Annotated in this window: 27 protein-coding genes, 1 tRNA gene and 1 riboswitch; of the genes, 6 read left to right on the top strand and 22 right to left on the bottom strand. The window is 47.1% G+C overall.

What is annotated here, in order from left to right; translation table 11 throughout:
• Nucleotides 1-50 precede the first annotated feature (50 nt).
• The 6 genes from JGUZn3_RS01525 to JGUZn3_RS01500 are packed head-to-tail and all read right to left on the bottom strand — an operon-like array spanning nt 51 to nt 5,103.
• Nucleotides 51-710 carry a phospholipase D family nuclease gene (locus JGUZn3_RS01525; RefSeq protein ID WP_238996855.1) on the bottom strand — a complete coding sequence of 220 codons (660 nt, stop codon included), beginning with the start codon at nt 708-710 and terminating at the stop codon, nt 51-53.
• The gene (locus tag JGUZn3_RS01520) at nt 707-1,714 is read right to left on the bottom strand and encodes an ATPase, T2SS/T4P/T4SS family (RefSeq protein ID WP_203414017.1); all 1,008 of its coding nucleotides are present in this window, start codon (nt 1,712-1,714) and stop codon (nt 707-709) included. Before JGUZn3_RS01520 ends, JGUZn3_RS01525 begins: the two co-directional genes overlap by 4 nt.
• A complete protein-coding gene (virB10, locus tag JGUZn3_RS01515) occupies nt 1,711-2,904 on the bottom strand; it encodes a type IV secretion system protein VirB10 (RefSeq protein WP_203414016.1) in 1,194 nt (397 codons plus the stop codon). Before virB10 ends, JGUZn3_RS01520 begins: the two co-directional genes overlap by 4 nt.
• The gene (locus JGUZn3_RS01510; RefSeq protein WP_203412725.1) at nt 2,905-3,876 is read right to left on the bottom strand and encodes a TrbG/VirB9 family P-type conjugative transfer protein; all 972 of its coding nucleotides are present in this window, start codon (nt 3,874-3,876) and stop codon (nt 2,905-2,907) included.
• Between the two features lie 2 nt (nt 3,877-3,878).
• Complete coding sequence (locus tag JGUZn3_RS01505; RefSeq protein ID WP_203412726.1) at nt 3,879-4,574, bottom strand: virB8 family protein; 696 nt, start codon at nt 4,572-4,574, stop codon at nt 3,879-3,881.
• A complete protein-coding gene (locus tag JGUZn3_RS01500; protein ID WP_203412727.1) occupies nt 4,558-5,103 on the bottom strand; it encodes a hypothetical protein in 546 nt (181 codons plus the stop codon). Before JGUZn3_RS01500 ends, JGUZn3_RS01505 begins: the two co-directional genes overlap by 17 nt.
• A gap of 415 nt (nt 5,104-5,518) precedes the next feature.
• Here JGUZn3_RS01500 and JGUZn3_RS01495 point away from each other — a divergent pair, with 415 nt between their 5' ends.
• Nucleotides 5,519-5,773, top strand: coding sequence for a hypothetical protein (locus JGUZn3_RS01495; RefSeq protein WP_203414015.1), 255 nt, complete (start codon nt 5,519-5,521; stop codon nt 5,771-5,773).
• 69 nt (nt 5,774-5,842) lie between these two features.
• On the opposite strand, the gene JGUZn3_RS01490 is transcribed toward JGUZn3_RS01495, so the two are convergent.
• The 3 genes from JGUZn3_RS01490 to JGUZn3_RS01480 are packed head-to-tail and all read right to left on the bottom strand — an operon-like array spanning nt 5,843 to nt 7,949.
• Nucleotides 5,843-6,871 (bottom strand): type IV secretion system protein, encoded by a 1,029-nt coding sequence (locus JGUZn3_RS01490; protein ID WP_203414014.1) that lies wholly within the window; start codon nt 6,869-6,871, stop codon nt 5,843-5,845.
• A complete protein-coding gene (locus JGUZn3_RS01485; protein WP_203414013.1) occupies nt 6,868-7,179 on the bottom strand; it encodes an EexN family lipoprotein in 312 nt (103 codons plus the stop codon). The genes JGUZn3_RS01490 and JGUZn3_RS01485 overlap by 4 nt, the downstream gene beginning before the upstream one ends.
• A gap of 2 nt (nt 7,180-7,181) precedes the next feature.
• Nucleotides 7,182-7,949: a type IV secretion system protein gene (locus JGUZn3_RS01480; RefSeq protein WP_203412733.1), complete on the bottom strand. Its 768-nt coding sequence runs from the start codon at nt 7,947-7,949 to the stop codon at nt 7,182-7,184.
• Between JGUZn3_RS01480 and JGUZn3_RS12545 the strand changes: the two genes are divergently transcribed.
• Nucleotides 7,949-8,071 (top strand): hypothetical protein, encoded by a 123-nt coding sequence (locus JGUZn3_RS12545; protein ID WP_275402847.1) that lies wholly within the window; start codon nt 7,949-7,951, stop codon nt 8,069-8,071. The two genes, JGUZn3_RS01480 and JGUZn3_RS12545, sit on opposite strands and share 1 nt — an antisense overlap.
• A gap of 29 nt (nt 8,072-8,100) precedes the next feature.
• Here JGUZn3_RS12545 and JGUZn3_RS01475 read toward each other — a convergent pair whose 3' ends face one another.
• The 5 genes from JGUZn3_RS01475 to JGUZn3_RS01455 are packed head-to-tail and all read right to left on the bottom strand — an operon-like array spanning nt 8,101 to nt 12,543.
• Nucleotides 8,101-10,716 carry a VirB4 family type IV secretion/conjugal transfer ATPase gene (locus JGUZn3_RS01475; protein WP_203414012.1) on the bottom strand — a complete coding sequence of 872 codons (2,616 nt, stop codon included), beginning with the start codon at nt 10,714-10,716 and terminating at the stop codon, nt 8,101-8,103.
• Entirely contained in the window at nt 10,713-11,060 is a 348-nt protein-coding gene (locus tag JGUZn3_RS01470; RefSeq protein WP_203412736.1) for a type IV secretion system protein VirB3, read from the bottom strand. Before JGUZn3_RS01470 ends, JGUZn3_RS01475 begins: the two co-directional genes overlap by 4 nt.
• Nucleotides 11,061-11,071: 11 nt before the next feature.
• Nucleotides 11,072-11,404 carry a TrbC/VirB2 family protein gene (locus JGUZn3_RS01465; protein WP_203412737.1) on the bottom strand — a complete coding sequence of 111 codons (333 nt, stop codon included), beginning with the start codon at nt 11,402-11,404 and terminating at the stop codon, nt 11,072-11,074.
• The gene (locus JGUZn3_RS01460) at nt 11,388-11,717 is read right to left on the bottom strand and encodes a hypothetical protein (RefSeq protein ID WP_203412738.1); all 330 of its coding nucleotides are present in this window, start codon (nt 11,715-11,717) and stop codon (nt 11,388-11,390) included. Before JGUZn3_RS01460 ends, JGUZn3_RS01465 begins: the two co-directional genes overlap by 17 nt.
• Nucleotides 11,710-12,543 carry a lytic transglycosylase domain-containing protein gene (locus JGUZn3_RS01455; RefSeq protein WP_203412739.1) on the bottom strand — a complete coding sequence of 278 codons (834 nt, stop codon included), beginning with the start codon at nt 12,541-12,543 and terminating at the stop codon, nt 11,710-11,712. The genes JGUZn3_RS01460 and JGUZn3_RS01455 overlap by 8 nt, the downstream gene beginning before the upstream one ends.
• 113 nt (nt 12,544-12,656) lie before the next feature.
• On the opposite strand from JGUZn3_RS01455, the gene JGUZn3_RS01450 reads away from it, so the two are divergent.
• Together JGUZn3_RS01450 and JGUZn3_RS01445 are read left to right on the top strand one after the other, a co-directional pair.
• On the top strand, nt 12,657-12,983 hold the full coding sequence (locus JGUZn3_RS01450) for a hypothetical protein (protein WP_203412740.1): 327 nt from the start codon (nt 12,657-12,659) through the stop codon (nt 12,981-12,983).
• Nucleotides 12,984-13,133: 150 nt separating this feature from the next.
• Nucleotides 13,134-14,204 (top strand): hypothetical protein, encoded by a 1,071-nt coding sequence (locus tag JGUZn3_RS01445; protein ID WP_203412741.1) that lies wholly within the window; start codon nt 13,134-13,136, stop codon nt 14,202-14,204.
• A gap of 73 nt (nt 14,205-14,277) precedes the next feature.
• On the opposite strand, the gene JGUZn3_RS01440 is transcribed toward JGUZn3_RS01445, so the two are convergent.
• From JGUZn3_RS01440 to ribD, 7 genes are all read right to left on the bottom strand, one after another.
• Nucleotides 14,278-14,529, bottom strand: coding sequence for a type II toxin-antitoxin system RelE family toxin (locus tag JGUZn3_RS01440; RefSeq protein WP_238996768.1), 252 nt, complete (start codon nt 14,527-14,529; stop codon nt 14,278-14,280).
• 8 nt (nt 14,530-14,537) lie between these two features.
• The gene (gene relB, locus JGUZn3_RS01435; protein WP_203412742.1) at nt 14,538-14,759 is read right to left on the bottom strand and encodes a type II toxin-antitoxin system RelB family antitoxin; all 222 of its coding nucleotides are present in this window, start codon (nt 14,757-14,759) and stop codon (nt 14,538-14,540) included.
• A gap of 299 nt (nt 14,760-15,058) precedes the next feature.
• Nucleotides 15,059-15,133 (bottom strand) — tRNA-Thr (locus tag JGUZn3_RS01430).
• Between the two features lie 120 nt (nt 15,134-15,253).
• Nucleotides 15,254-15,736, bottom strand: coding sequence for a 6,7-dimethyl-8-ribityllumazine synthase (gene ribH / locus JGUZn3_RS01425; protein ID WP_203414011.1), 483 nt, complete (start codon nt 15,734-15,736; stop codon nt 15,254-15,256).
• A 92-nt stretch (nt 15,737-15,828) separates the two neighbouring features.
• Nucleotides 15,829-17,109 (bottom strand): 3,4-dihydroxy-2-butanone-4-phosphate synthase, encoded by a 1,281-nt coding sequence (gene ribB / locus JGUZn3_RS01420; RefSeq protein ID WP_203414010.1) that lies wholly within the window; start codon nt 17,107-17,109, stop codon nt 15,829-15,831.
• On the bottom strand, nt 17,091-17,720 hold the full coding sequence (locus JGUZn3_RS01415) for a riboflavin synthase (protein WP_203414009.1): 630 nt from the start codon (nt 17,718-17,720) through the stop codon (nt 17,091-17,093). Before JGUZn3_RS01415 ends, ribB begins: the two co-directional genes overlap by 19 nt.
• A 12-nt stretch (nt 17,721-17,732) precedes the next feature.
• Nucleotides 17,733-18,824, bottom strand: coding sequence for a bifunctional diaminohydroxyphosphoribosylaminopyrimidine deaminase/5-amino-6-(5-phosphoribosylamino)uracil reductase RibD (gene ribD / locus JGUZn3_RS01410; RefSeq protein WP_203414008.1), 1,092 nt, complete (start codon nt 18,822-18,824; stop codon nt 17,733-17,735).
• Nucleotides 18,825-18,958: 134 nt separating this feature from the next.
• Nucleotides 18,959-19,150: riboswitch (FMN riboswitch) on the bottom strand.
• A 298-nt stretch (nt 19,151-19,448) separates the two neighbouring features.
• Here ribD and JGUZn3_RS01405 point away from each other — a divergent pair.
• Nucleotides 19,449-20,495 carry a flippase-like domain-containing protein gene (locus JGUZn3_RS01405; RefSeq protein ID WP_203414007.1) on the top strand — a complete coding sequence of 349 codons (1,047 nt, stop codon included), beginning with the start codon at nt 19,449-19,451 and terminating at the stop codon, nt 20,493-20,495.
• A gap of 142 nt (nt 20,496-20,637) precedes the next feature.
• The gene (locus JGUZn3_RS01400) at nt 20,638-23,235 is read left to right on the top strand and encodes an MMPL family transporter (RefSeq protein WP_203414006.1); all 2,598 of its coding nucleotides are present in this window, start codon (nt 20,638-20,640) and stop codon (nt 23,233-23,235) included.
• Nucleotides 23,236-23,537: 302 nt separating this feature from the next.
• Here JGUZn3_RS01400 and rdgB read toward each other — a convergent pair whose 3' ends face one another.
• Nucleotides 23,538-24,152 carry an RdgB/HAM1 family non-canonical purine NTP pyrophosphatase gene (gene rdgB / locus JGUZn3_RS01395; RefSeq protein ID WP_203414005.1) on the bottom strand — a complete coding sequence of 205 codons (615 nt, stop codon included), beginning with the start codon at nt 24,150-24,152 and terminating at the stop codon, nt 23,538-23,540.
• Nucleotides 24,153-24,188 lie beyond the last annotated feature (36 nt).

Below are 24,188 nucleotides of genomic sequence, written 5' to 3'. Positions count from 1 at the left end.
GTAGTCGTATATTGCCTATCGTAAAGTAAAAAACCGGGTATCTAGATAATTTATTGATGTAATATTCTCATCAATAATTTTCCCCTATTCCATCTATTTTGCCAGTGAGTGAGGTAGTTTTTTGCGAGTTGTGGGGAATGGGAGATGACGAGGGCGTTCTCGCTGTTACGCCTTTCGGCAGACTGGGTGTAATTGAATGAGCCAGTCTCAACAGTTTCTTCATCGGCAATGATGACCTTGTCGTGCTGGATGGCAAAATCGCTATCCGTGCGGATCAGAATGCCTGCTTCTTTGAGTGCGGTAAGAGCTCTCATGCTGTAGAGAGCCCTGTTACCCTTTTCATCAACAACCATCCTGACATCAACTCCGCGCGCTTTGGCATTGATCAGGGCAGTGGTGATGTTGGGTGCGGTAAAGGAATAGGCCATAATCCGCAATGAGGACTGGGCATTGTTGATGACAGAAAGTACAAGGGCTTCAGCACTGCCTTCAGGCGAGAAGCCCGCCTGTAGGGTAGGGGCAGGAAGGACAGAGGAGTTTGCAGATGAAGGAGGATGAGGAGAGGAGGAGGCAGCCTGATCCTGCATAAGGGCAATGGGGGCAGGGGTAGTCTCAAAGGCTTGCCTGATCTGGGGAAGATAAGGGTAAAATCCCACCACCAGTATAAAGCCTATCAGGGTTCCATAAACTGTATTCCTGTTCCAGTTCATGACGTTATGCCCCTCTTGCCTTTGGGGTCATAGAGAATTTCTTTGACTTCCCAGTTTTTCATGAAGACGACCACATCAAGGGTCTGCTCTATCTTCCTGCGAATGGTCTCAAATTCCATACCCTGGCCCACCTCACTCTGCTTGACCAGATCAGCAATACGGGAGGAGGTTGTCAAGGCACTGTCGGCATGGGTGGAGAAGATACCGCCCGGATGGCCAGTATTAGCCCCGGCCAGATAATCCCATGCCGCTTCATCGCGAAGTTCGGCCATGATGATCCGATCAGGGGTAAGCCGTGTGCAGGCGCGCAAGGCTTCAGTGACCGTAATCCGGCCCACATCCCCCTTTTGTCCATACATCAGGAAGCCTGCTTCTCCCGCATTGGGGGCGGTGATCTCATGGACGTCTTCGAGGATGATAAGACGCTCATGGGAAGGGACTTCCAAAAGCAGGGAACGGGTGAGGGTGGACTTGCCAGAGCCGGTAGAGCCAGCTACGGCAATATTCTGGTGGTTTTGAACGGCCAGAGTAAAGAAGGCAGGCAAATCCCCTTTATCCAGCAGTTTAAGCATCTCCGTTTCAAAGGGGAAAAGCTCGCCTTTCTGGTTTTGCCTTTTGTGGCTGAAGCCTGCAAAGCGCTTTTCCTGTTCAAGCTGGGCCAGAGTTTTGGTCACGGGCAAATGCTTGCGAAAGGAGAGAAGCACAGTGCCCGGTAGCGTTGCCGGAGGCCAGCAGATGATCCCTCGGGTGCCGTCAGGCAACAGCACATCATTAATGGGCTTTCTGCCCTTGCCATTAAAGGCCAGAAGGGCGTTGGTCAAAGTGTGCAGCATGGGTTCTGTTATGGCAGGATCAGGAAAGAATTTCTTGCCTGTGGTGGTGTCACAGACCACTTCGCCAAAGCGGTTGATCCTGATCTCAAAGATGTCTGGATCACCAAGATAGCGATCCAGAGGGGAGAGCACCTGTCTTGCAGCATAATCGCGTTGTGGTGTCTGGCTCATGGGGCACTTCCATAAGCCAGTGAGTAAACCGATGAGAAGTCGAGGTCACGGGCAACATAGATGGAGACCACATCACCTTGCTGGTCATAAAGGGTGGGGGGAATATTGACCGTGTTCTGCAATACAGTGTTGCCCATCTGGCTGGTTTGCTGTTGGGTATTGGAGGTGGAGATATTGGCCGTGTTATGTTTTTGTGTGAGATTTGACAGCGTGCCAATAGTAGACTGGCTCAGGTCAGAGAACAGGCTGATCATCATTGCATCGCCAAAGCGGTCGAAGAAGTGGGTATCGACCTGCCCCTCAATACCAGCACTGCCAAGCCGGTTGGTGCCGGGGCTGTCAAGATTGACCACCACACCATCAGGATTGCGCAGACGTGTCCACAAAACAAAGATACGTTCCTGTCCGTGGGAGAGACCAGAAGAGACCTCTCCATCCACCACAGCCCCTTTGTCAATCAGACGGACTGTGCCATCAGCTGAAAACACATCCCGGCTGACACGGCACGAGACCAGCCCTGCTACAGTGGTATCGAGCTCTGTTAATGTCCCACAGGTGATCATTGTTCCCTTGGGCACCATGAAGCGGGGATGGGCCATGATGGAAGCAGGAGCTGGGGCACGATGATCGCCTGAAAGCCTTCTGCTCAAGGCAGAGCTTTCTTCAGACCTGCGTTCAGGCATTGGCTTTTTTTCACCCCCTGCTTCAGGGCCAGAACCTATGGAACCTCCAAACCCACTTTCCAGCCTGCGCTGCAAGGCCAGCTCTTCAGGAGTGGGACTATGCTTTTTAGGGCCTGACTGTGCAGCCAGAGGAGAGGCATTTGATGTTATCCCATGGGTTGCGTCAGGAGGTGGAAGCACCGTGAGAGCCTGTTTTTTGGGCTCTGGTCTGGGAGTTGTGGCTAACGTAAACTGGTGTTTGGGGACAGGAGCAGGAACAGGCCTGTTCTTTTGACTGTTCTCATGGGAGGAGATCCAGTTCTCATAGCCCAGATAGCCGAAAAACCCAAGGCAGCTCACGCCAGATAAAAAGAACAGGGCTTTTAGTCCTACGGCCCTTTTCTTGCGATCTGGTGTAAGAGGCAGTCTTGAGTCAATGGGCTCGTCATTCTGTCTGGTGCTGCCTTCAGGAGAGGGGCTGGAAGAGGGGGACTGGTAGAATGTATCGGTGTCAATGGTTTTAGGCATTTACTTATCCTCCTGTGCAGGGTTGGCGATACGCCGGACATAGGGGCTGGTTGTACCTGTGGGACGGCCAGCAAAAATAGCCCTTGGGTTGTAGGCGGTATTCCTGATGCCTATAACCTTATCCCCGGAGCGGATCACCCATTTTTCAGCCACCATCTGGGCCACTATGATGTTGTGGTTTTCTCCACTTACAGAGCTGTTGACCACACTTTCCTTACCGTCCTGTCCCATGACAAACAGGGTGGGCAGGTCTATTTTTTCAGGGAATTTGAAGTAGGTCAATTCTCCATTATCCCATACATTGACTGGCTTGATACTGTCTGCATCATCGCCTATCGCCATGGTGTAATTCAGGTTTTTGCGCCCAGAGATATAAGGGTTGGCAAAGGCACTCTGGATGGAGTGTTCCTGTACTTCTCTGGCTTCCTGCTTCTCGTCATCATCAGGATATTTGTAGGTCAGCTCTAATGTGGCCTGCCTGAGTTGCCATGGGCTTCTGATAAAGCCTTTTTTACCATCTTTACCTTCACTCTTTGAGGAAAGTTCCCCGATGTAGTGCAGCATGATGTGGTAGGTGTGTTTATCGGTAATAATGGTGAGATTGGTATCGGCATTTTCAGCAACGGGTTTGACAAAAAAGTGGTTTTTGACATGGGCAAAATCCCAGGCTTTTGAATCCCCAAAGGCATGGGCCAGATAGGTTTCCTGTGGAGAGACGGTAATATGGGTGGTCACTCCCACCACACTATCAATCACCACCGTATCCTGCGGGTTATACAGGGCTGACTTGATCCGGTAATCGTAAGGGGAAACCTGTTTGCGTTCCAGCCCATGGCTGGGGATGGAATAAAGAGAGAACAGGAAGGAAGAGGTCAGGGCAGCAGTCCATAAGAGGAGATACTGGTTTTCTCCGCTACGGCCCTCTCTGCCTTTACCAATTTTGTTCCTTGAAGAATGGGAAAAGGGTTTCATGATCATTCTCCTGCATTGGCAGCTTCTGGCTGCGCTTTAAAGGAGGTCACCTGAAAGCCAAGAGGGTTCAGGAAACGCTGTGAGGCTGTAAGCACCGTCTTCTGGTAGGAATAGGCTACTGTGGCGATCCAGTGCTTTTTCTCTTCAGGGATAGAACGGTTGGCGTATTTGTCCTGTGTGGTATAGCGGACAGTAGCGATCTGGTTCTCACGATCCAGAATGACAGAGACCAGATGAACCGTGCGGATCATGCTGTCCTGTAATTTCCTGTCCATGGCCTCATTACCGGAAAAGAGTTTGGCATAGTCACCAGCCACAACAGGCGAAGACATGACAGAGACAGCGTCATAATCCTGTTGAAGGGTATAATAGTCGTAGCCTTCATGATGGAGCACATATTGGCCCACCCAATATTGATCAATGACCTCGCCATAGGTTTTCTGCTCGGTCAGCAGGGAGACAGTGTTGATCTCTCCTGTATCCATGTTAATGGTCAGGATATGTTCAGGGATGGGCTGGGCGTAGCGGTGAATGGTATAGCCCAGTCCTGCCACACAGAACAGGCCAAGACAGAGTGAGAGGGTGGAGACCCTGCGTGAGAAATTGCGGCTGGAGATCAGTTCGGCCAAGAGGTCACGTTCCAGTCCAAGGGCTTTACTCTGATGGGCTGCAAGAGCCGTTTTAGTTAAGAATTTCATGAATGTCTTCTCCAGAAAAATTCAGGGTGAGAGGGGGTGTAAGGGATGCTGACACTGCGGGTGCTGGTATTTTGTTCTCTACTGCCTGCTTGATCAGAACTTCAGTGTTGGAAGGGGAAGTCTCCTGTCTGACAACAACCGAGGGCTGTTCAGAGGGCTGAACAGGTTTTGGGATTAAAGCCTGTGCTGTTTGGTCAGGGGCAGGAAGGGGAGTAGAAATAACAGTATTTATTTCAGGATTATTATTCCTGTTATTATTAAAATTATTTCTATTGGAAACAGCAGATATTTTCTTATGTTTACGCTCAATTTTCCTGTGTTCAACAGGGGGAGCTAAAACAATGGGATTGCCCGCATGGATTTGTGGCATATAAGGGCTGATCTCATCGGGAACAGTCCTGTTGACAGCTACATCACCGTCAAAGTCTGGCTCTGGAGGCAGTGTTTTGCCACAGGCCGCAAGAGTAATCAGTAAGGGAAGGGCCCAGGGGAAGGTATAGAAATATTTAGGGCAGAAAAAGGGGTTCATGGTTATCTCCGCAACAATAACAATGAACCATTATTAATATAAAAAATGATAAAAAACAAAAACTATTTAACAAACAAATTATAAAATAAAACAAAAAATATAAAAATAATAATGATGATATTGGAATTAGGCTGTTTACGGGGTTCTTATTTTATAAACTATGTGATGGCTTTTACGGTTTATTCTGAGAAACAAGTAATAATAAGGATGTAATCCAGAGTGTGAACGGGTGATGATTACTAAGATTCAAATAATTATCTTTTCTTATGATTTCTTTATAGTTTAACCTTTCAGGTGCCTCCTGCCTTCAAGTTGAGAGATAAATAGCGTTTTAAGCTGAAGAGAAGAAGGCTTCATTTTAAAATTGAATGGAGGCAATCAGCATGAATTTTCTAAAAAATATAGGGAGAAAACAATGAAAAACGAAGCACAGATAGCTGAAGAGGTTGGCTTAAAACTATGGCAAGCTGTAAACAATAGTTTAAATGGTAAGGTAGGTGCAGAATTAAAACCTTATGATTTTCAGAAAATCAGAGATGATATTGCTAAAAAGTACCATTATAATTATGATCAAATGGAGAGAGGTTTAATTTGGTGCATCCAAAAGGAGTGCTTAGGTCAGAGCAGTGACGGAATTTGGGGTGTTGTTTTGACGAAGGCATATTTTTGATAAGGGCTTTTCCAGCAAAGAGAAGATGGGCTTTTAACCCATCTTCTGATGTTGCTTTCTACCTGTTCATCATTTTGCAGACCCTCTTGCATAGCCTTTAATGGCGTTTGTAGCGGCTTTGGCAGCCCCTGCACCACCACTGGCAGCAGCTGTTGCGGCATCAGCGACCTTACTGCCAAGCCCAGAACCCGCGCCAGAAGAAGGAGCCGAAAGGGCTTTACCACTTCCTCCGCCACCACTATTCAGGGCACGGGTAATGTCTGGAATATGTCCTGCTACCCCATTGCCCAGATGAGAGGCCATGTCGGGGATTTTCATGAAGATAAAAATAGACGAAGCTGCAACCATGCTTAGGGTAAGCGTGGCACTGATGGCATTACTGTTACCTTCTGTTAGCTGTTCGACACCTTGTAATCCGTTTCTTAAGAATGTCCAGATAATGCCAAAGGCAACTGAACAGATTACTGTGACCAGAGAGTAGTTAAGGACGTGGCCGATCCATTTGTTAAAGAGTCCAGAAGTTGGCTTGAACAACAGGCAAAAAATGAAGGCAGGGCCAAGACAGAGTGTGATGGCAAGCAGAAACTTGGACATCAGGATAATGCCAGCCATAAGCGCACAAAGCACAAGGGTAATAATCAAAACATCAATGGCACAAATGGCTAAAACAATACCACCACCATAAAAGAAACTACTATGGTTCCACATTTCCCAAGTTGATGTGACGGCCATATTAAGACATTCGTCGATCTGGTTGGCTACATTACCTGATGAGGAGGAACTCCCTGTAACCAGCAGATGGGAAACATCATCAGGAAGTCCGAGGGCTGCATGAACAAGGGTGGTTTGATAAAGCCCACCTGCTCCAGCAATTCCTACAATGAGAGCCGTTCTGATGTAGCGTTGAAAAAACTGTCCCAAAGAGCCACCACCGTCGGCAAAAAGCAGTTGCATTCCTTCCATGAGAAACATCATGGTCAGCGCAATACCGACAATAGGCGTTGCCATTTGGGTAACGATGGCTACTTTGGCAGAGGTGTATTCAAGGATTTTGCTGTCAATTACCTGAAAGAGCTGTGTTGTAACTTGAATGGTCATTTATCGGGCTCCTTATCTTTGTTTGTATTTTCCTTTTTGGGAAGATTGAAGCCTTTTGTAATATCGATAGACTGTCCGGTATCACCTTTTTTTCCAAAGGCCATAATGTCCACGTTGGCTTCGAAGGCGTTGCGACAGTCAAGGGTAATCATTTTTTCTGCATCTGTTTTGCAATCCTCTATTCGAGCTAGACGCTCTTCTTTATGGTTTGTATACCATTCCTTGGTCTGTGCCTTTTTCTCGCAGGCGGAGAGGAGGAGGGGGATTGTAAAGAGGGAGAGGGCGCATGTTCTGGTGATTTTCTTCATGATCAGAATCCTTGTGTAATATCGGGTGAGGTGATGGGATCGTCCTTATTGCCAATCGCCATTCTCAATACTGCCCGGTTTCGCTCCATTTCCAAAACATCAAGTTGAGCCTTCTGTAACATTGCCATGAGCTGTATCTTGGCGGTCTCACCCTGTATTGTGCCCTGCATGGCGTTAATGCGTGTCTGAAGATCAAGAACCTCTTTGGGAGTAGAGGCAAACTGCAACTGTTCTGCCAAATCCTGTATATTATTCAGTTCGGCCATGTGGTTGTTATACGCCTTGAGGGCGACTGCCCGGTCATAGGCCCCTTTTTCGTCAAGTTCCTTCTGGATGGTATCAAGAGCCTGCATGGGAGAGAGGCTGTTAATCCGCTCCTGCATGGTCTGCATCATGTCATTGACCGTGCCGGAATAGTCCGAACTGCCATTGAAGGCATCAAGATAAACCTTGCGCCAGTCTTCTGGCAGGTTCGCCTCGATCTTTTCGGCAGCCTGAGGCAGCAGGGTTGAGAAGACCGTATTGCCATTCAGTGATTTATACATGTTCATTGTGGTTTCCAGCTGCTGCTGCATGTTGGTGAGCTGGCTTTTGGCGGTAGAGACCTGCTGGAGCAGCTGTTCAATGGATGAGGGGTCTTTGACCACCACCTGTGCAGTTGCAGGAGAGGTTACAGCCCCATAGCCGAGTACGGAAATGGTTGTCAGTGAGAGAGCGAGAAGGTTTTTACGCATGGCATGTCCTGTAAGAATGGAAAGAAGATGGGTCATTGGAGAAACTCCTGAACAATAAGGGCGATGCTGCCCAAAAAGAGCAGCTCAAGCAGGAAAGTAGAGAGGAGAACGAGGCCTATTCTCCTCTTTTTTCTCCACTTGCAGGCTGGTCTTGGTAGAGGATTTGGAATGGACGGAGCGGGGGCTTTCATGGGCGTTTCTCCTCAAGTCTGTTCCAGAAGAGGGGCAGCCAGACTTTGGGGTCTGCACTCCCACACTGTTCAATCAGGGTGCGGATGATCTCGGCATTGTCTGGTGTGCCAGACAGAATGGCGATGTCATCGTCCATATCCTCAAGACGCATGGAGGCCATGGCCGTCTCATCACCCTGCTTGATCAGGAACTGGCGGGACTGTGGGCTGATCTGCACCAGCTCTTCATATTCTGAAGGGGTCAGTTTCAGGCCGTCAATATAGTCTTCTGGCGCAGCACCCCGGTTGGAAAGCAGGATTTTGGTGGCCACTGACTGGACAATGGTCTTGCCAATCCGGCTTTCAAGCGCATCGTTCGGCTCTTGTGTAGCAAAAACATAGAGGCAGTCCTTCTTGCGGTCTGTTTTTAATCCCCGCTTGATCTCATAGTCGATGGTGGGGTCATCCAGATACTGGGCGAACTCGTCGAGCACGATCATCGCATGCCTCTTGCCATCTATGCTGGAGCGTATACGGTAAAGCAGATAGAAGAGCAGGGGTGTTCTGGCTGTTGGGGCTTCAACGTCTTTGGGCGTAATGAAGTCGGAGAGGTCAAAGCCGTAAATATCATTCCGGGAGAGGTCGATACTGTCTGTATCATTGTCAAACAGCCAGCCATGCTGCCCCTCCCTGCACCATGGGGCCAACAGCTCATGCAGGCTGCTGCTTCCCTCTTCAACGGCCAGAAGCTGGACAAAATGGGTCAGGGTGCGCCCCTCTTGGGGGAAGATGCTCTCTTTACCCATCATGGCCTCTACGGCCTGACCAATCACCTCTTCCTGTCTATGGCTGATCTCATTTTTTAATGATATTTCAGCCAGTAGTCTGATCAGGCGTTTGACAAAGGCCTTATTGGCGGTCGTGCCGTCCATCTGTAAAGGTTGCCAGCCTGTCGGCACGCCATCTTTCAGTTCCAGATAATGGCCTCCAAGGGCAAGGATAAGAGGGGCAAGTCCCTGATCCTTGTCATAAATGAACATGCGGGGAGAAAACTTGGTGGCATTGGCGAGCAGGGCTGATAGAAGGGTGGATTTGCCTGTGCCCGTCTCGCCCAGTATCAGGGTATGGCCTGCCGGCCTCTTGCCTTTGGCGTTCTCTTCTTCGGGGGTGGGGTGGAAGTTGAAATAATACGGACTGCCAATCCGTGTTCTGAACATCATCACCGCATCACCCCACGGGTTCCCGGAAGCCTTGCCTCTCGCATAAGAATGGAAGCTGTTAAAATCAAGGAAGTTCAGGGAGTTGATGGGAGCCGGGCGTGGGCGGTAAGTGGAATTGCCGGGCAGGGTGGCAAAGAAGGCCGCCTCACTGGCCTGGGCCACAGGCTGGGCAATGACCCCGCAGCTGTTAAGAAGCACACGGGCGGTGCGGGCTAAATCCTGTGCCTGTTTCTGGGTTTTGGCAAACACATGCAGCGTAAAATGATGTTGGCCAAGCAGGATACGCCGAGAAGCCACCGCATCTTCTCCCTCCCTGATCCCATTGATCTGGGAGAGTGCAGGATCGTTCGTGTCTTCCAGTTTGCGTCGTTGCAGGCTTAACAGCCATTTCGCAGATGGCAGGGAAAGGGTGGAAAAGCTTTGCGTTGTCAGAAACTCAAAATCGGCTTCCAGTAGCAGGTTAAACTGGCCTGCTTCTGTGTGTTCCTCATATTCCCTGATCTCAAGACCGGAAGAGAAAATGCTCTCATTTTCGAGCCTGATCTGGAACGCATCGCCCCACAGGCTGAAGACAGGCCGTGTATGGCAGAGATAATCACGGATTGCCCCTTGCACAACAGGAACCGGAGCCCAGTCATGATTGACAAGAAAGGAGAGGAACTCAAGACCAGAAGAGAAAGCCAATCCTGTTTCTTCAGGGGTGATAGGATGCTCAATGATATGATTATCCAAAAGGTCGTTATCCATAACATCCTTTTGCTCTTCATCAAGAGTATCGGTCTCATCTTCTTCTACAAGATCATGGTTGGAAAGATTGATATGCTTGCCTGCCCTGTCCCGATAGTAGATACCGAGCTGTTCAATCCCATAGGGTTTCATATGGCCCATGATCTGGCTTGAAATATCTTCCAAAGCCTTGATCGCCTCTTCCTGAAGATGGGCGATTTCTTCCTGTGTTTTCTTCTCAAACAGGCCAAGGCGTTTTTGCACCCGGTCAGCAATCGGATCGTAAATCAGGGTCAGGTAGAAACTGTTACCCCATAATTTACGGTTGAGAAAACCTTTCTGGTAGTTATGGTCAAAATGGCGGGGAAAGAAGCCCTCCAGCCTTTCTTCAGGCGTATAATCAATCTCGTAATGGTGGTGATGGGTATAAAACTCCAGATGATCAGAGCCGATGCTTTTCAGGAGCTGGTTAAGGTCTTCTGTCCAGCCGCCCAAAGTGGCATCAGACTGGCATTCAGGTGACCTGCCAGTGAGTTTGAAAATGGTCAGGAAGCGGCCCTGATCGGTGCTGATAATGGTATCTGTGACATGATGGAGATAGGGAATATAGGAAGAGACAACAGGCTCTTTGGTAAAGAGCCTGTCTGCTGCTGTCTCCCTTTTTGTTCTGTAAAAGGACAGTGTCATGAGGATGACTCTCCTGTTTTTGTTTTTCTGTAGGGAAGATAAGGGCTGCCATAAGGGGCAGGGGCATAGCTTGTTCCACGCCATAGTCTGTGGAACGGGTTTTTCCAGCTATTAAAGAGCTTTGTTTTAAGGAATAAAAACAGAACCCTGAATATCCGGTCATCATGTTTGGACAGGGCATAGGCGGTGCCAAAAAGCACAGCAAAAATCACCAGAGCCCATATATGGATCAGCATGAACAGGCAGGCTGATACCATCAGAATGCCGATGGCTATATCCCTTGGCACTCCGAAGAAAGTGGGGAGCCGTGTAATGCCTTTAAGCAGCATATGGGAATGGGGCATGGAGATTCTCCTTATGCACCAAGGCCAAAGAGGCCCGCAATATAAGACGCTGCTCCGATAATGATGAGGCCTACAGCAGGCTTGACGATGGAAGAGTAAGACAGAAAGCTGAACAGAACTCCTACACCAAGGCAGATAATACCAATCACCGCAGCAATCGGAGCGATAGTGAGCAACCATGACTGGATAGAGGTTAAAGCCGAGGTACCATTGCTTAGGCCGCCAGCTGCAAAGCACAGGTCTGGCAGGTGTAGCAGGCCGATCACCAGAAAGGCAGCAAAGAAGAACTGCATAAAAAGAGAGGAAGAACAAAAAAAGAACAAGGATTTAGGGAAGGGTTTCATAAAGAAGAGTTCCTTTAAGAGAGATGGAGAAGGAGGAAAGGGAGAGATGTTCAGCAAGCCAATGAAGGGCCCTGTGGGCTGATCGCCAAGACTTGGGTTTGCTGATATTCTGCCTGCGACAGATGACGAGATAGCGGGTACTGTCCGTGCTGTTATTGTCCAGAAAGACAGGGACAAACACGCCATGGGTTTTCAATAGGGAAACCAGTCTGATATTTCTGGTGTGAAAATCCCGTAGCAGACGAACTTCATCGACAAGAACAGCATGGATAGGTTCAGAAGGCAGAAGAGGAGAAGACAGTAAATCAGTCATGATCTTTTCCCTCTTCTTTGGCTGAAGGGGAGGCTATCTGCTTGACTGATGCAGGCGGTGTAACGACCTTTGAGGTAAACGCGTCATTATCATCGCTACTGGCAAAAACATCATGTCCCCCCTTTTGGGCTGACCTGTCCTGATGATCTGTCGTAACAGAGACTGTATCACCGTCACGCTCGGGAACACCGTCTGTATCATGGCGGGGTGAGGCGAGTAAGGCAGGAACCATAAGGGTTGAACTGGAGACATTGGCAGCAGCCAGTTGCACCAGTTTGCCCACATAGCCATTGGTAAAGCCCTTGCTGGTATTGCCTGTATTATAACAGGAGAGGGCCTTGCGAAGCGCCTTTTGACCCACAGAGCCAGTCTCTGAAACCGCGCGGTTGTAACATTGGGCCAGAATTTTTGTCCCCCCACGGATATTCTCGCAGGATTTAAAGACAGAAGTCCGGTCTAATCCAAGGCTGCGAAAGTTTGCTGAATTAACCTGCATATAGCCCGCATCAAAATTCAGCCTGTGAGTGGAAAGCCAGTCAAAGGTGGACTGGGCTTCCTGCATGTTCTGGGGCTGGCGTGGCAGTTTATAACGGCCATTGACGTGCACGGCATACTGGTTATCCCCGGACTCAGCCTTGATCAGATAGGCCGTAGTCAAGGGATGCACACCCACACTACAGTTCCTGGCTTTTTGTAAGACATTTAAAGAGATGATCTCGCGGGAATGGGCTTTGCTTCCTGATGCAGGGAATAAAAGCCCGATAATGGCCAGCATCGACAGGGTCAGTGTCGGAAGCCTCATGCCGTTTATAGGTATTTTTGTCATGGGAGTTATCCTGAGTGATAAAAGAAAATTGTTTTTTCAGGATTAATTCTATAATAATAAATTTTATTTTGTCAAAAATAAAATGAATTTATTAATCATGGAAAATACAAAAAATGAGAAACTTATATATCCATCTCTATACAGTCGCTCTTTCAGTCTTCCTTGTTGGGGTGATGTTTATCTTTACCTCTCAGGCCCATTCTGAAGACCCCTGTGCGGCCTTTCTCTGTATGGCTGGTAAAGCACAGGGCAGCCCATCAGGCGGGTGCCAGATGCCAGAAGAAAGCTTTTATAATATAAGGATATATACGGCATCTGGCTTTAATCATCATCTCACGGCGGAGGCCAGAAGGCGGTATCTTTTATCCTGTCATGGGGTGGGAATTAATCAGGCCATTCTGGACGAAATTATCGAGAAGTTTGGCTATGATTACGATTAATTAAAAAATATATTTATTTATTCAGAAAAATAAATTATATAACAAATATTGTTTATTAAAACAAATAAGCATAAATACATATCATGTATATAAAGGTTATATGCATGACAAAAAACTTTCATTTATAGAAATTTATATGAGGATATGATTATGACAGATATTCGTTACCTTGATGGCAATTCTGGTGAGCTGGTTATCCGTTCAGGGGGAACTTCCTTTGAAGAATATGATGGGACAGCCGGCAACAGGGTTTCTCTGGATTTCAGGGTTTCATCTGCACCGAATGTTACTGTGTCAGGACTGGGTTCTGACTCATTTATCATGGCTGCCAATAACGGCAACTACAATGTAACAGGTCTTTCCATTGATAATCGCATACCAGTCTTTGTTGATAATTCTGTTCAGAATGCTATCTTCACTCTTCAGGATGCTTTACTGGTCATGAATGGGGAGGGTGGGCGTGCCAATGCTACTGTCTATGATCGGGGAAATAGCCAGATTTGGGCTGGGAGTGGCACCATCAACCACACATTACAAAGCACAGCCACAGGTTCACAGCTATTTGCAGGGAAAGAAACAGGCACGTTTAACCTTTCTGGTAGTGGACAGGCACCAGTCGATGTGATCCTGAATGCTGTCAAATCTGAAAGTGACAATTACACGGTCAATGTCAACAACAGTGCAGGGGCTACCCTGTTTGCATCTACTGGTCAGTTCTCTTTTACTGGCAGGAATACGGATCTGGTGCTCAATGACAACTCTGTTCAGCAGGGTGCATCTTCACAGTTAAATCTTTTGGGTGATGATACGCTTTGGTCTGGATCAGGAATTGTGTCAGCACTTTTATCTGGTAAGAATAACACCATTGCTGTGAGTGGATCGGGAGCCATCAGCCTGACTGGTAATGGGGCTTCTGATGGGACGGTTTCGATCTTTACAGCTTCAGATGCTGGAACAGGCAAGGTCAGTTATGTGCAGGGGATAGAGCAGGCCAGTATTGATCTGAAGAACGCTTTTGATATTACCCTTGGGACAGGCAATGCTGTTATCAGTGACTTTATCGGAAGCAGCAGTTTACAGAGTCTGCATCTGGCAGAAGGGCAGAGTGTAACAGGAGTTACTCATGCCAATGGCAATAGTGTGTTCAGTCTTTCAACTGGGAACACAGTTACCTTCCTCAACAATGCCACAGTCGATCAGAATATCTTTGCTGTTGCCTAATTCTCCAACTTAAACCTACAAGCAGGGAAAGGCCGCATACCATGCGGCCTTTCTTGTGTGTTACGTGTAGACTTTATCTTCTGTGTCCCGTCTTCAGAATAAGGATGCAGAGCTTTTTGTCCTGAATATCAGCAATGATACGAAAGTCTCCCACTCTGTAAGACCAAAGTTCACCTAAATGGCCGCGAAGAGCTTTACCAAGGTTACGAGGGTCTTCTAAAGTGACAACGCGTTCTTCCAAAAAGTTCATAAGCCTTTTGGCCACTGGTTTATCCAGCTTACTGAATTCTTTACTAGCTGTTTCAGAAAATCTTATTTCCCACATAATGACACTTATAGATCAAGAGTCTTTTTAAGGTCTGAAGAGGAAATGGTTTTTTCTTTTCCTTTTCGGATTTTTTCCAGAACATCGGCAGCGAGATAATAATCTTCCAGCTCATCCAAACCGTTTTCAATTAGTTGGGCAATATAATAGGTTTTGGTTCGGCCTGTCTGTTTTGCCAGAAAGTCAAGCCGCTCTTCAATATTTTGGTTAAGGCGAACTGTGGTTGTCATGATGCTTTCTTTCAGAGAAGAATATCTTAATATATTACATGTAATACATATAATCAATTGTTAAAGAATGTGGATTTCTCAAATGAGAACCCCACAACAAAGCTTCTATGGATTTGATGGATTTTTACAGAGTAAAACTCCACAGCCTCCACAACTCCACAGACCACAACAGCCTGATTTTTTATTTGTTTTTTTAAGAGAAGAAAAAAGCATATCTATTAAAATAGAACGGTAACGTAATTGTGATTACACCAAATTACACCAAACTATCTCATAAACCATTGAAAAATAAGGATAAATGGTGCCGGGTGAGGGATTTGAACCCCCGACCTTCGGTTTACAAAACCGCTGCACTACCACTGTGCTAACCCGGCAGAGTCAGTACACCATAAAATTTACTGGGGACTGAAAACTTCTGGTATTCTATATACAGATTTGTAAAATTTTTTCTAGCCTTTCAGAGGAAGAAAAAGCGTTTTTTTACTTGAGGGACTCTATTTTTTATTTTTTTGGATAAAGTGCAAACTCTCTACACAGGCCGCCGCTGCCTCGCGCCCCTTATTATGTTCATCCTTGCGGGAGCGCACAAGGGCCTGGGCATCGTTATAGGTGGTGAGGATCCCGAAACTTATGGGGATTTCTGTAGAAAGAGAGGCTTGCATAATTCCAATAGTTGCCCCTAGGCTAATGAATTCAAAGTGGGCAGTATCCCCTTTAATGACACAGCCTAGGCATATAATGCCATCATAAAGGCCTGACTTGGCGAGTGTTTGTGCCAGCAAAGGCAGTTCAAAAGCGCCAGGTGCTTCCATAATGTTTTCGGCAGGGACACTAATATTATGTTCTTTTAGCCATTCTATGGCCCCTTCTCGTAAACCATGGGTAATTTCATCATTAAAGCGGCTTACGAGGAGTGCAATGCGAGGGGGCTTTGTAAAAGTGAAGACAGGTTTGGAAGATGGTCGATAAGTGCTCACGAAAAAAACCTTATTTGGAATGTATTGCCGAAAAAGAATCGGCTGTTAGAGAAAGACAATAGAAAAAGCTTTATCAGAATAAAAAAGCCTTATCAGGAAGTAAATGTTTCAACAAGATCAGCAAGCTGATGGCCCATGCGGGTGCGTTTGGTTTGCAGATATTTTTTATTGAAGGGATTAGGGGGAATTTCAAGAGGAACCCGTTTTGCAACCTGAAAACCTTGTTGGGTTAGGGCGGTAACTTTATCGGGATTATTTGTCATCAGCTGAAGGGTATGGATGCCCAGCTTGTGGAGTATTGCTGTGGCAGCGCGCCAGTCTCTGGCATCAGTGGGGAAACCTAACATGTGGTTGGCTTCAACCGTGTCATAGCCCTGATCTTGGAGGCTATAGGCCTTTACCTTGTTGGCAAGGCCAATGCCACGGCCTTCATGGCCACGAAGGTAGACCAGCATGCCACAAGGGGCTTGGGCAATCAGGCGTAAGGCTTCTTGTAGTTGCGGTCCACAGTCGCATCGTAGAGAACCTAGGGCATCTCCTGTGACACATTCTGAGTGGAGGCGAATAAGAGGAGCCTCTGAAGCATTGCCTTCGCCAACGTTTCCTTTGACGAGGGCGACATGTTCTACACCATCCTCTGTCCGAAAGGCATGGATAGAGAGATCATGGCCACCATATTGGCTTGGGAGCTTGGCATGGGCCACTTCTTGTATAGTGTGATCAGGGGCTGCGGCAGAAAGTTGAACAGGGACTGGGGTGTGCATCCGGTAGTTGACCAGCTCTGAAATAGTGAGAAGGGGAATATTATGCGCTTGGGCAAAATCTTCTAGTTCTGCCCTGCGAGCCATATTGCCATCGGCAGAGAGAATCTCGCAAATAACAGCAGCAGGGGAGAGTCCTGCCATTTTGGCAAGTTCGATAGAGCCTTCTGTATGGCCGGGGCGTTCCAGCACTCCTCCACTGGCTGCCTTGAGCGGAAAAATATGGCCAGGAACCACGATATCCTGGGCAGTGGCTTGAGCAGAACAGGCAACCTTAATGGTTTGGGCCCTATCTGCTGCGGAGATACCTGTTGTTACGCCGTGCTTTGCTTCAATTGAGACGGTGAAGGCCGTTTTATAGGGGCTAAGGTTCTCGGTCGTCATCATAGGAAGGCCAAGACGTTCAATTTGTTGAGCCTCGAGGGGCAGACATACGAGCCCCCGACCATGGGTGACCATGAAATTGATCGCCTCAGCGGTGACATGCTCTGCAGCCATGATGAGATCACCCTCATTTTCACGGTTTTCATCATCAACCAGAATAACCATCTGGCCATTTTTAATGGCCTCTACGGCTTTATGAAGGGGGGGTGTTAAGCGGGATATTGACATAGGTTTTCCACATATTTTGCAATGATATCAACTTCCACATTCAGAATGGGACTTGGTTTTTTGGAAAGGTCGGAAAGGGTCGTATGCTGCCAAGTATGGGGGATAATCATAAGGGAAATGAGAAATTCATCCTCCTTGGCAGGGGCTTGCCCGATAGGGCCAACCTCATTAAGGGTAAGGCTTATGCCATCGAGCGTGATAGAGCCCTTTTCTACCATATACCGTTTGAAATGAGCAGGTATGGCAAGGGTTATTTTATGAGCCTCTCCTTCGTTTTGAATGGAAAGGAGACGGCCCGTTCCATCCACATGGCCTTGCACGATATGGCCAGAGAGCCGCGTGCTGGGGGTCACAGCGCGTTCCAGGTTAACAGTGCCTCCCTTTTCCAGCATGCCAAGGCTCGTGCGGGCTAAGGTTTCAGGGCTTACAAAGAACAAAGCCTGGGTGGTGTGATGTTGGGCAACGGTCAGGCAGACCCCATTCACTGCGATACTTTCACCCAATTCAAGGTCGGGAAAGCCGGTTTCAAGCAGCAATTCGATTGAGGCGTTATCCTGAGTAGGAGTAAGGGAAAGAATATGCCCTTTTTTTTCTATAATACCAGAAAACATATAAAAACCTAATTATAAGGAAAAGGAATGGCCTGTTTTAGTTTGGGCCAGAAATAACGTAAGGGGTGTAATAGGAGAGTCTAGCCAAGGTGCTGTCTGGGGATGAAGGGTGTCAGGGGCATCGGGATGGGATTGGATGGTGAGCCAATCTTGCCAGAGTTTCTGCTCATCTAGGGCTTTTAAAAGAGCAGGGCCTCCCTCCACCATGGCCCATAGAACATGATGTTTCTTTAAAAGGGCGGTCAGATTAGAAAGGTCTTGGCACTGCTCAACAATGAATCCGTTTTGTTCTGCCGTTATGATAACGGGTTGAGGGAGAGCAGGCTTGCGGCTGCAGATCACTAATAAACGGGGAGCCCGGCCTGAATGATCGGGAATATGGCGAACAGTCAGAGAAGGGGTATCGATTAGAAAGGTGTTCAAACCGGTTATAATGGCATCTGTTGCGCGGCGAAGTTGATGGGCGAGCTTTAAGGAGGCAGCAGAAGTAAAAGTTTTCTGCCCGTGCGGGGGTACCATAGAGCCTTGGGGAGTGAGAGCTTGTTTTACCGTTATCCAGGGGGTTTCCAAGGTTATCGTTCTACTAAAAGGGGCCAGCAGGCTTTGGCAAAACCTGGCCATTGCCTGTGCCTGAGGATTCTGGATTTCGGGGAGAAGGAAAGTAGAAAAGCCCGCCGCTTGTAAGCGGGCAAGCCCTCCGCTGGCTTGCGGGTTTGGGTCTGGCAAGCCGACCCAAACCGTACGGATGGGGCTCTTGATAAGGGCTTCTGTACAGGGCGGGGTACGGCCAGTATGGTTACAGGGCTCTAGGGTGACAATTGCGGTATGGGCCTGCTCAAGAAGGCCTTTTTCCCGACATTGTTTTAAAGCTAGGGCTTCTGCATGGAGGGTGCCTGCTCGATGATGGGCTGCAACGGTGAGCACTTCACCCTTTTGATTCAGGATGGCACATCCGACAGGGGGGTTGGGTGCAGTAGCTCCACAATAAGCGAATGCCTCGGCCAGGGCCTGCAAGAACCCTTGATGAATAGCTTCCGGGAAGAAAGACTGAGGGTTTTCCTCTTTGGCTAAGGGTGGGATTATAGAGTTAATAAAGGCCTGCACGAAATTCTAACCTAACGAAATAAGGAAGAAAAACGCACCTCAGACCAGCAACAGCTCTAAAGCCAAGCAACGGCAGCTTCACACTGCCTTTCTTACCACTCCCTTAAATCAAGGAGGGTATTGCAAGATCTTTTTCGTGTTCTCTTTCATCCGGACTGTAACCGTCGGCTCTGGAGTTTCACCAGATCTGCAGACCTTTTAAACTCAACCAAGTTAAACTCAACCAAGGCAAATGCCCTTAAGGAAGAACTTAAAAGCGCTCGCGGGCTTAGGTTTTATAAACCCTTACCGCCGGTAGGGATTTTCACCCTGCCCTGAGAACGTTTTTCAAGAAAAGCATAATCAGTCTATTCATATTATGCGTTTATAATGTGTAACTTTCAGAAGAAAATTGCAAGGAGAAGATTGTAACTTTTCTATGAGAGGATTTTTCTTTAAAAAATTGTCCTATCGCACGATTTCCATCTGAATTATGTAGAAAATAAAAGATGGCAAGAGCGTGAGATATTTACTCACACGCTATAGAGATTATAAAACGTGTTTTATGGATCGAGCGAAGGTATAAGAAATCCCGACAGGTCCTTCTATCTAAGTCAAATAAGTAGAAATTAAGTTAAAGAAAATATGAAATACATAACCTTTTTGGCTGGCTTATTTGGTATTAGCCTTACAGTGTTGATGGTGTGGCAGTTTGGGTTTTATGCCATTCTCTCTCTTATTTTCAGTGTAAGCTGGGGGATTATTCCTATTGTAGGGTTCCATGCTACCCAGCTGGCTTGTACCGCCTGGGCATGGAAAAAAATTGGTACGACTTTTAATCATCACCTTTCTTTTCGATATTTTTTTCTAATACGAAGTATTCGTGAAGGGATAAATGATCTCCTCCCCGTTGCCCAGATTGGGGGTGATATTATCGGCACACGAATGGTTGCCTATCGGGGTTTATCTTTTAGCCAAGCCACAGCGACTGTCATAACAGACCTGACGATGGAGTTGGCTTCTCAGGTTATTTTTATTGTTATGGGCGTATCCCTTCTTGTGCTTTCAGTAAAGGATGTCTCTCATACAGGGCAGATTATTGATGGGATAGGGCTTTTACTGGCGGGCATATGCTTTTTTGTGGGGGTTCAATATCTGGGCGGGATTTCTCTAGTAGAAAAGCTGATGATTCGCTTAGCTCATCAGCATGGATGGAGTAAGGCCGAGGAACTGCGCGGTCTTGATAAAAATATTCGTCAGATTTATCACCGCAAGAAAAACGTTTTTCTTGCTTTGATGGCCCAGTTTTTAGGGTGGGCCCTCGGCACAGGCGAAGTCTATATTATTCTGTATTATATGGGGGTGCCAAAACCTTTACTGGCATGTTTTATTATTGAAAGTGTGGGGCAGGTTGTTAAATCTGCGGGTTTTGTGGTTCCAGGGGGGTTAGGGGTTTCTGAATGGGGTCTTGTTTTTGTGGGGGGTGTTTTTGGCCTTTCTCCGCAGGAAGGAATAACTCTTTCCCTGTTAAAGCGTATAAGAGAAATAGGATGGGGTGTTCCTTCTCTCTTGTTATGGCAGTGGGTGGAAAGCAAACATAAGGCTCTAGCTCCATTGGAGCTTACCCCGTTAATGGCTACAAAAACTTATGAGGGGGTATGTAGTAAAAATGATGCAGATGATAAGGTTTGAAGCGTTTGCCTGTGAATACTGGTGTTATTTTAGTTTTCTATGAGACATAAACAGAATAAACAGACAGAAGTAGAATACGAAATTATTAAAATAATAAACAGAAGGGTGTAGGTTCTTCTGCTAAGAAGAGGTTGGGGTACAGATGCTCGCACACTGTATGGAAAAAATTGTTTTGCTATGTTCTCGCTACGCCTGGCTAGTACTGGTGTTAACACTTTTTCTTGCAGGGGGTGCTATCTGGGCTACAAAATTTTGGCTTGGGGTTACAACTGATACCAGTATAATGTTTTCTTCCTCCCTCCCCTGGAGGGAGCGCTCAAACCAACTGGCTAAAAATTTTCCTCAAAAAGAGAATCTTCTTGTTGCTATTGTGCAGGGAGATATTCCTGAAATAACGGATCTTACCGCCCAGGAGCTGGCGGAGAAACTCACCCAGGATCATCAAAATTTCAAATCTGTTCTTTTACCAGGAGATGACCCCTATCTGGAAAAGAATGGCTTGCTCTTTTTAGAGCCAAAGGCTTTGGACGCATTGATGGATACCACCATTCAGGCCCAGCCATTTTTGGGCAGTATGGCAGCTGACCCTTCAGCAAGGGGGTTATTTCAGGCGATTTCCCTCATTGCCCAAGGCGTAAAGGAAAACCAGGCCGATCTTTCCTCGTTCAAGGAGCCGTTAAAGCGTTTTGCAAAAGTGATTAACGATGATGCCGATGGGAAACATGAGTACCTCTCATGGGAGAACTTGTTGGCGGGGGAGCTTATTGAGCTGAAGGGGCGCTATCAGTTTATTGTTATCCAGCCAGTGCTGGATTTTTCTTCTCTGGTCCCGGGAGAAAAAGCCACCAGCCAGATGAAAAAGATTATTGCAGAGCTTCCCTTTGTCAAATCAGGACAGGCCAAAATCCACATAACCGGTCAAGTCCAAATTAATGATGAAGAATTTTCAACCGTAGCCCAAGGCATGGTTTCTGGTCTTTTGGTGTCTTTTGGTCTCGTTTCCCTATGGTTATTTCTTGCCGTAAAAACCTGGCGGGTTATTCTGCCCATTTTGTTCTCGCTTGTCATGGGGCTGCTCTTTACCACGGGGTTTGCTGCCATTTGGGAAGGAACACTGAACCTTATCTCTGTGGCTTTTGCGATTTTATATATTGGGATTGCCGTTGATTTTGCCATTCAGTTTTCTGTTCGTTTCCGTGCACAAAAAGTCAGCTATTCAGGCCGTCAGGGCTTGCATGTCGCCTTGGGCAAAACAGCTAAGGAAACAGGGCCTCAGATTTTTATTGCCTCTTTGGCAACATCTGCTGGCTTTATGGCATTTATCCCCACCTCTTTTGTTGGCGTAGCCCAGCTGGGGGTTATTGCTGGGGTAGGGATGTTGATTGCTTTTTTCTGCACATTAACCCTATTGCCCGCAGCATTAAGTGTATTTAAACCGCCGGTAGAAACGCCAGAAACAGGCTTTTTGTTTATGATGCCGGTTGATAAGGCCATTAGAACCCATCGAAAGTATATTTTGGCCGTCTTTGCAGGGGTAGCTTGTTTAGGCATTGTGCTGACCCCGCATATGTTGTTTGATTCAGACCCACTTCATACTAAGAACCCCAATTCAGAAGGGATGCAGGCCCTTTCCTTATTGGTTCAAGATCCTCATACCTCGCCCTATAATGCTGAAATGATGGTGAACTCTGTAGAAGAAGGGTATGCACTTCAAAAAAGCCTTTCTGCTTTACCAACCGTTGGGGATGTGATTTGGCTTTACTCTTTTGTCCCCGAAAAGCAGAATGAAAAATTGCCTATTCTGGCCTCGGCAAGAGATATCTTGTTTCCCACCTTGGTTGTTGGCACTCCAAAGCCAATATCTACGGCAGAGGACATTCGGCAGGCCGCTGCCAAAACAGCAGCTGATTTGGCCGGTATAATGGATAAGCTTAACGGTGATGACCCACTTAGGAGCATCTATAAGGCTCTTGTTAAGCTTACAAAGGAGCCAGATGAGGATGTTCTGGCTGTGAATAATGGTTTAACCCGCTTCTTGCCCCTGCAATTGGATCGTCTACGGTTGATGCTTTCAGTCAATAAGGAAGTAACCGTTAAAGATATTCCTGAAATTATTCGAAGGGATTATGTCGCTCCCGATGGGCGTCTCAGGTTTGAAATTCATCCCAAGGGCAATATGCAAGATAACAGTGAGCTTAGAAAATTTGTTAAAGAGGTCTATACTGTCACACCGCAAGTTTCTGGTTCTGCCATAGATGTCTTTGAAAGTGCTGAAACCATTATCTCCTCCTTTAAGGTGGCTGCTGCCTCTGCTCTTGTCGTTATTACCTTTATTCTGATTGTAGGGTTAAGGGATATTAAGATTATTACCTTGGTTCTGGCTCCTTTAATTCTTTCAGGATTGATGACGGTAATTATGATAGTGGTTCTTCCGGAGATTTTAAATTTTGCCAATATTATTGCCCTTCCTCTGCTATTAGGGGTTGGGGTTTCCTTTAATATTTATTTTGCCATGAACTGGGGACGAGCCATTAAGAACCCCCTTTCTTCTCCAACCGCACGGGCCGTTTTGTTTTCGGCTTTAACAACAGGGTCGGCATTTGGGTCGTTGGCAGCGTCCCATCATCCTGGCACGGCAAGTATGGGGCGTATGTTGTTATTATCCCTTGCTTGTACGTTGGTTGCCTCTTTAATATTTCTTCCTGCTTTTATGCCTAATCGCCCCAATATTGATGAATAACACCCTATCTTAAGGGAGGGGGGTATTAGGGCAGCCATAGAGCTGTATGTTTCTCTTAATAAAAGAGAGTTTTACGAGAGGGGCTAGCAGAAGGTGGCTATTCTCTCTTCTTATGAAAGGGAGGCAGCAAAATATAGCGGCTTTCTCTTAAAGAGTGCGTGTCTGTTCGTTGCCCTATCAAGTGGGAAGGTTTCTTGGAGAGAACAACCTTAAAGAACGCTCCTTAGAGGTCATTAAGGCTGAGTATTAGGCCCTTCTCGCGCGATGTTAATGCCTATTATGACAAGAGGCATGAAAGCTTGTTAGAGGAGTGGGAGACTATGTTTACGGAGTTGGGCAAAAGCAAGAAAGCGGTGGCTAAGGGCATTTTTTTCCGCTTCAGGCATTTCTGCGAATGTTTTGTCATATCCCTCTGGCTGAAAGACGGGATCGTATCCATGGCCCTTATCCCCACGGGGTGGCCACACAAAAGTGCCATTAACCTGGCCCTCAAAACTATAGGCGGGGCCTTGGGGCCAATAGAGGCATAATACGCAAGAAAACCAGGCCCGGCTCTTTTCCTTTCCTTTTAAAAGCGTGTGGATACGATGCATGGCAAAGGAAAAATCTTTGTTGGGGCCAGCCCATCGGGCTGAATAAATGCCCGGTTGTCCATCAAGTTCTGCAACACAAAAGCCAGAATCATCGGCCAAGGCCGGCAGATTTGTGGCTTGGGCTGCATGGTGGGCTTTAAGCAAAGCGTTGCCGGCAAATGTTGTTTCTGTTTCATCAGGCTCTGCTAGATTAAGGGAGCCTGCGGAAACAACGGTGATTTCATAAGGGGAGAGAAGGCTATTAAATTCTTGTAGTTTTCCCTTGTTGTGACTGGCAAGAACAAGGGTTTCTCCCCGTGTTAGGCGCTGGTACGAGCTAAGCATAGGATAAAGCCATTCTAGGAGTTAAAAAGCAGAAAC

Source organism: Entomobacter blattae (assembly GCF_014672835.1).
Lineage (GTDB): Bacteria > Pseudomonadota > Alphaproteobacteria > Acetobacterales > Acetobacteraceae > Entomobacter > Entomobacter blattae.
The sequence above is the reverse complement of the archived record's forward strand: the minus strand, read 5'-3'. Positions and strand labels throughout refer to the sequence as shown.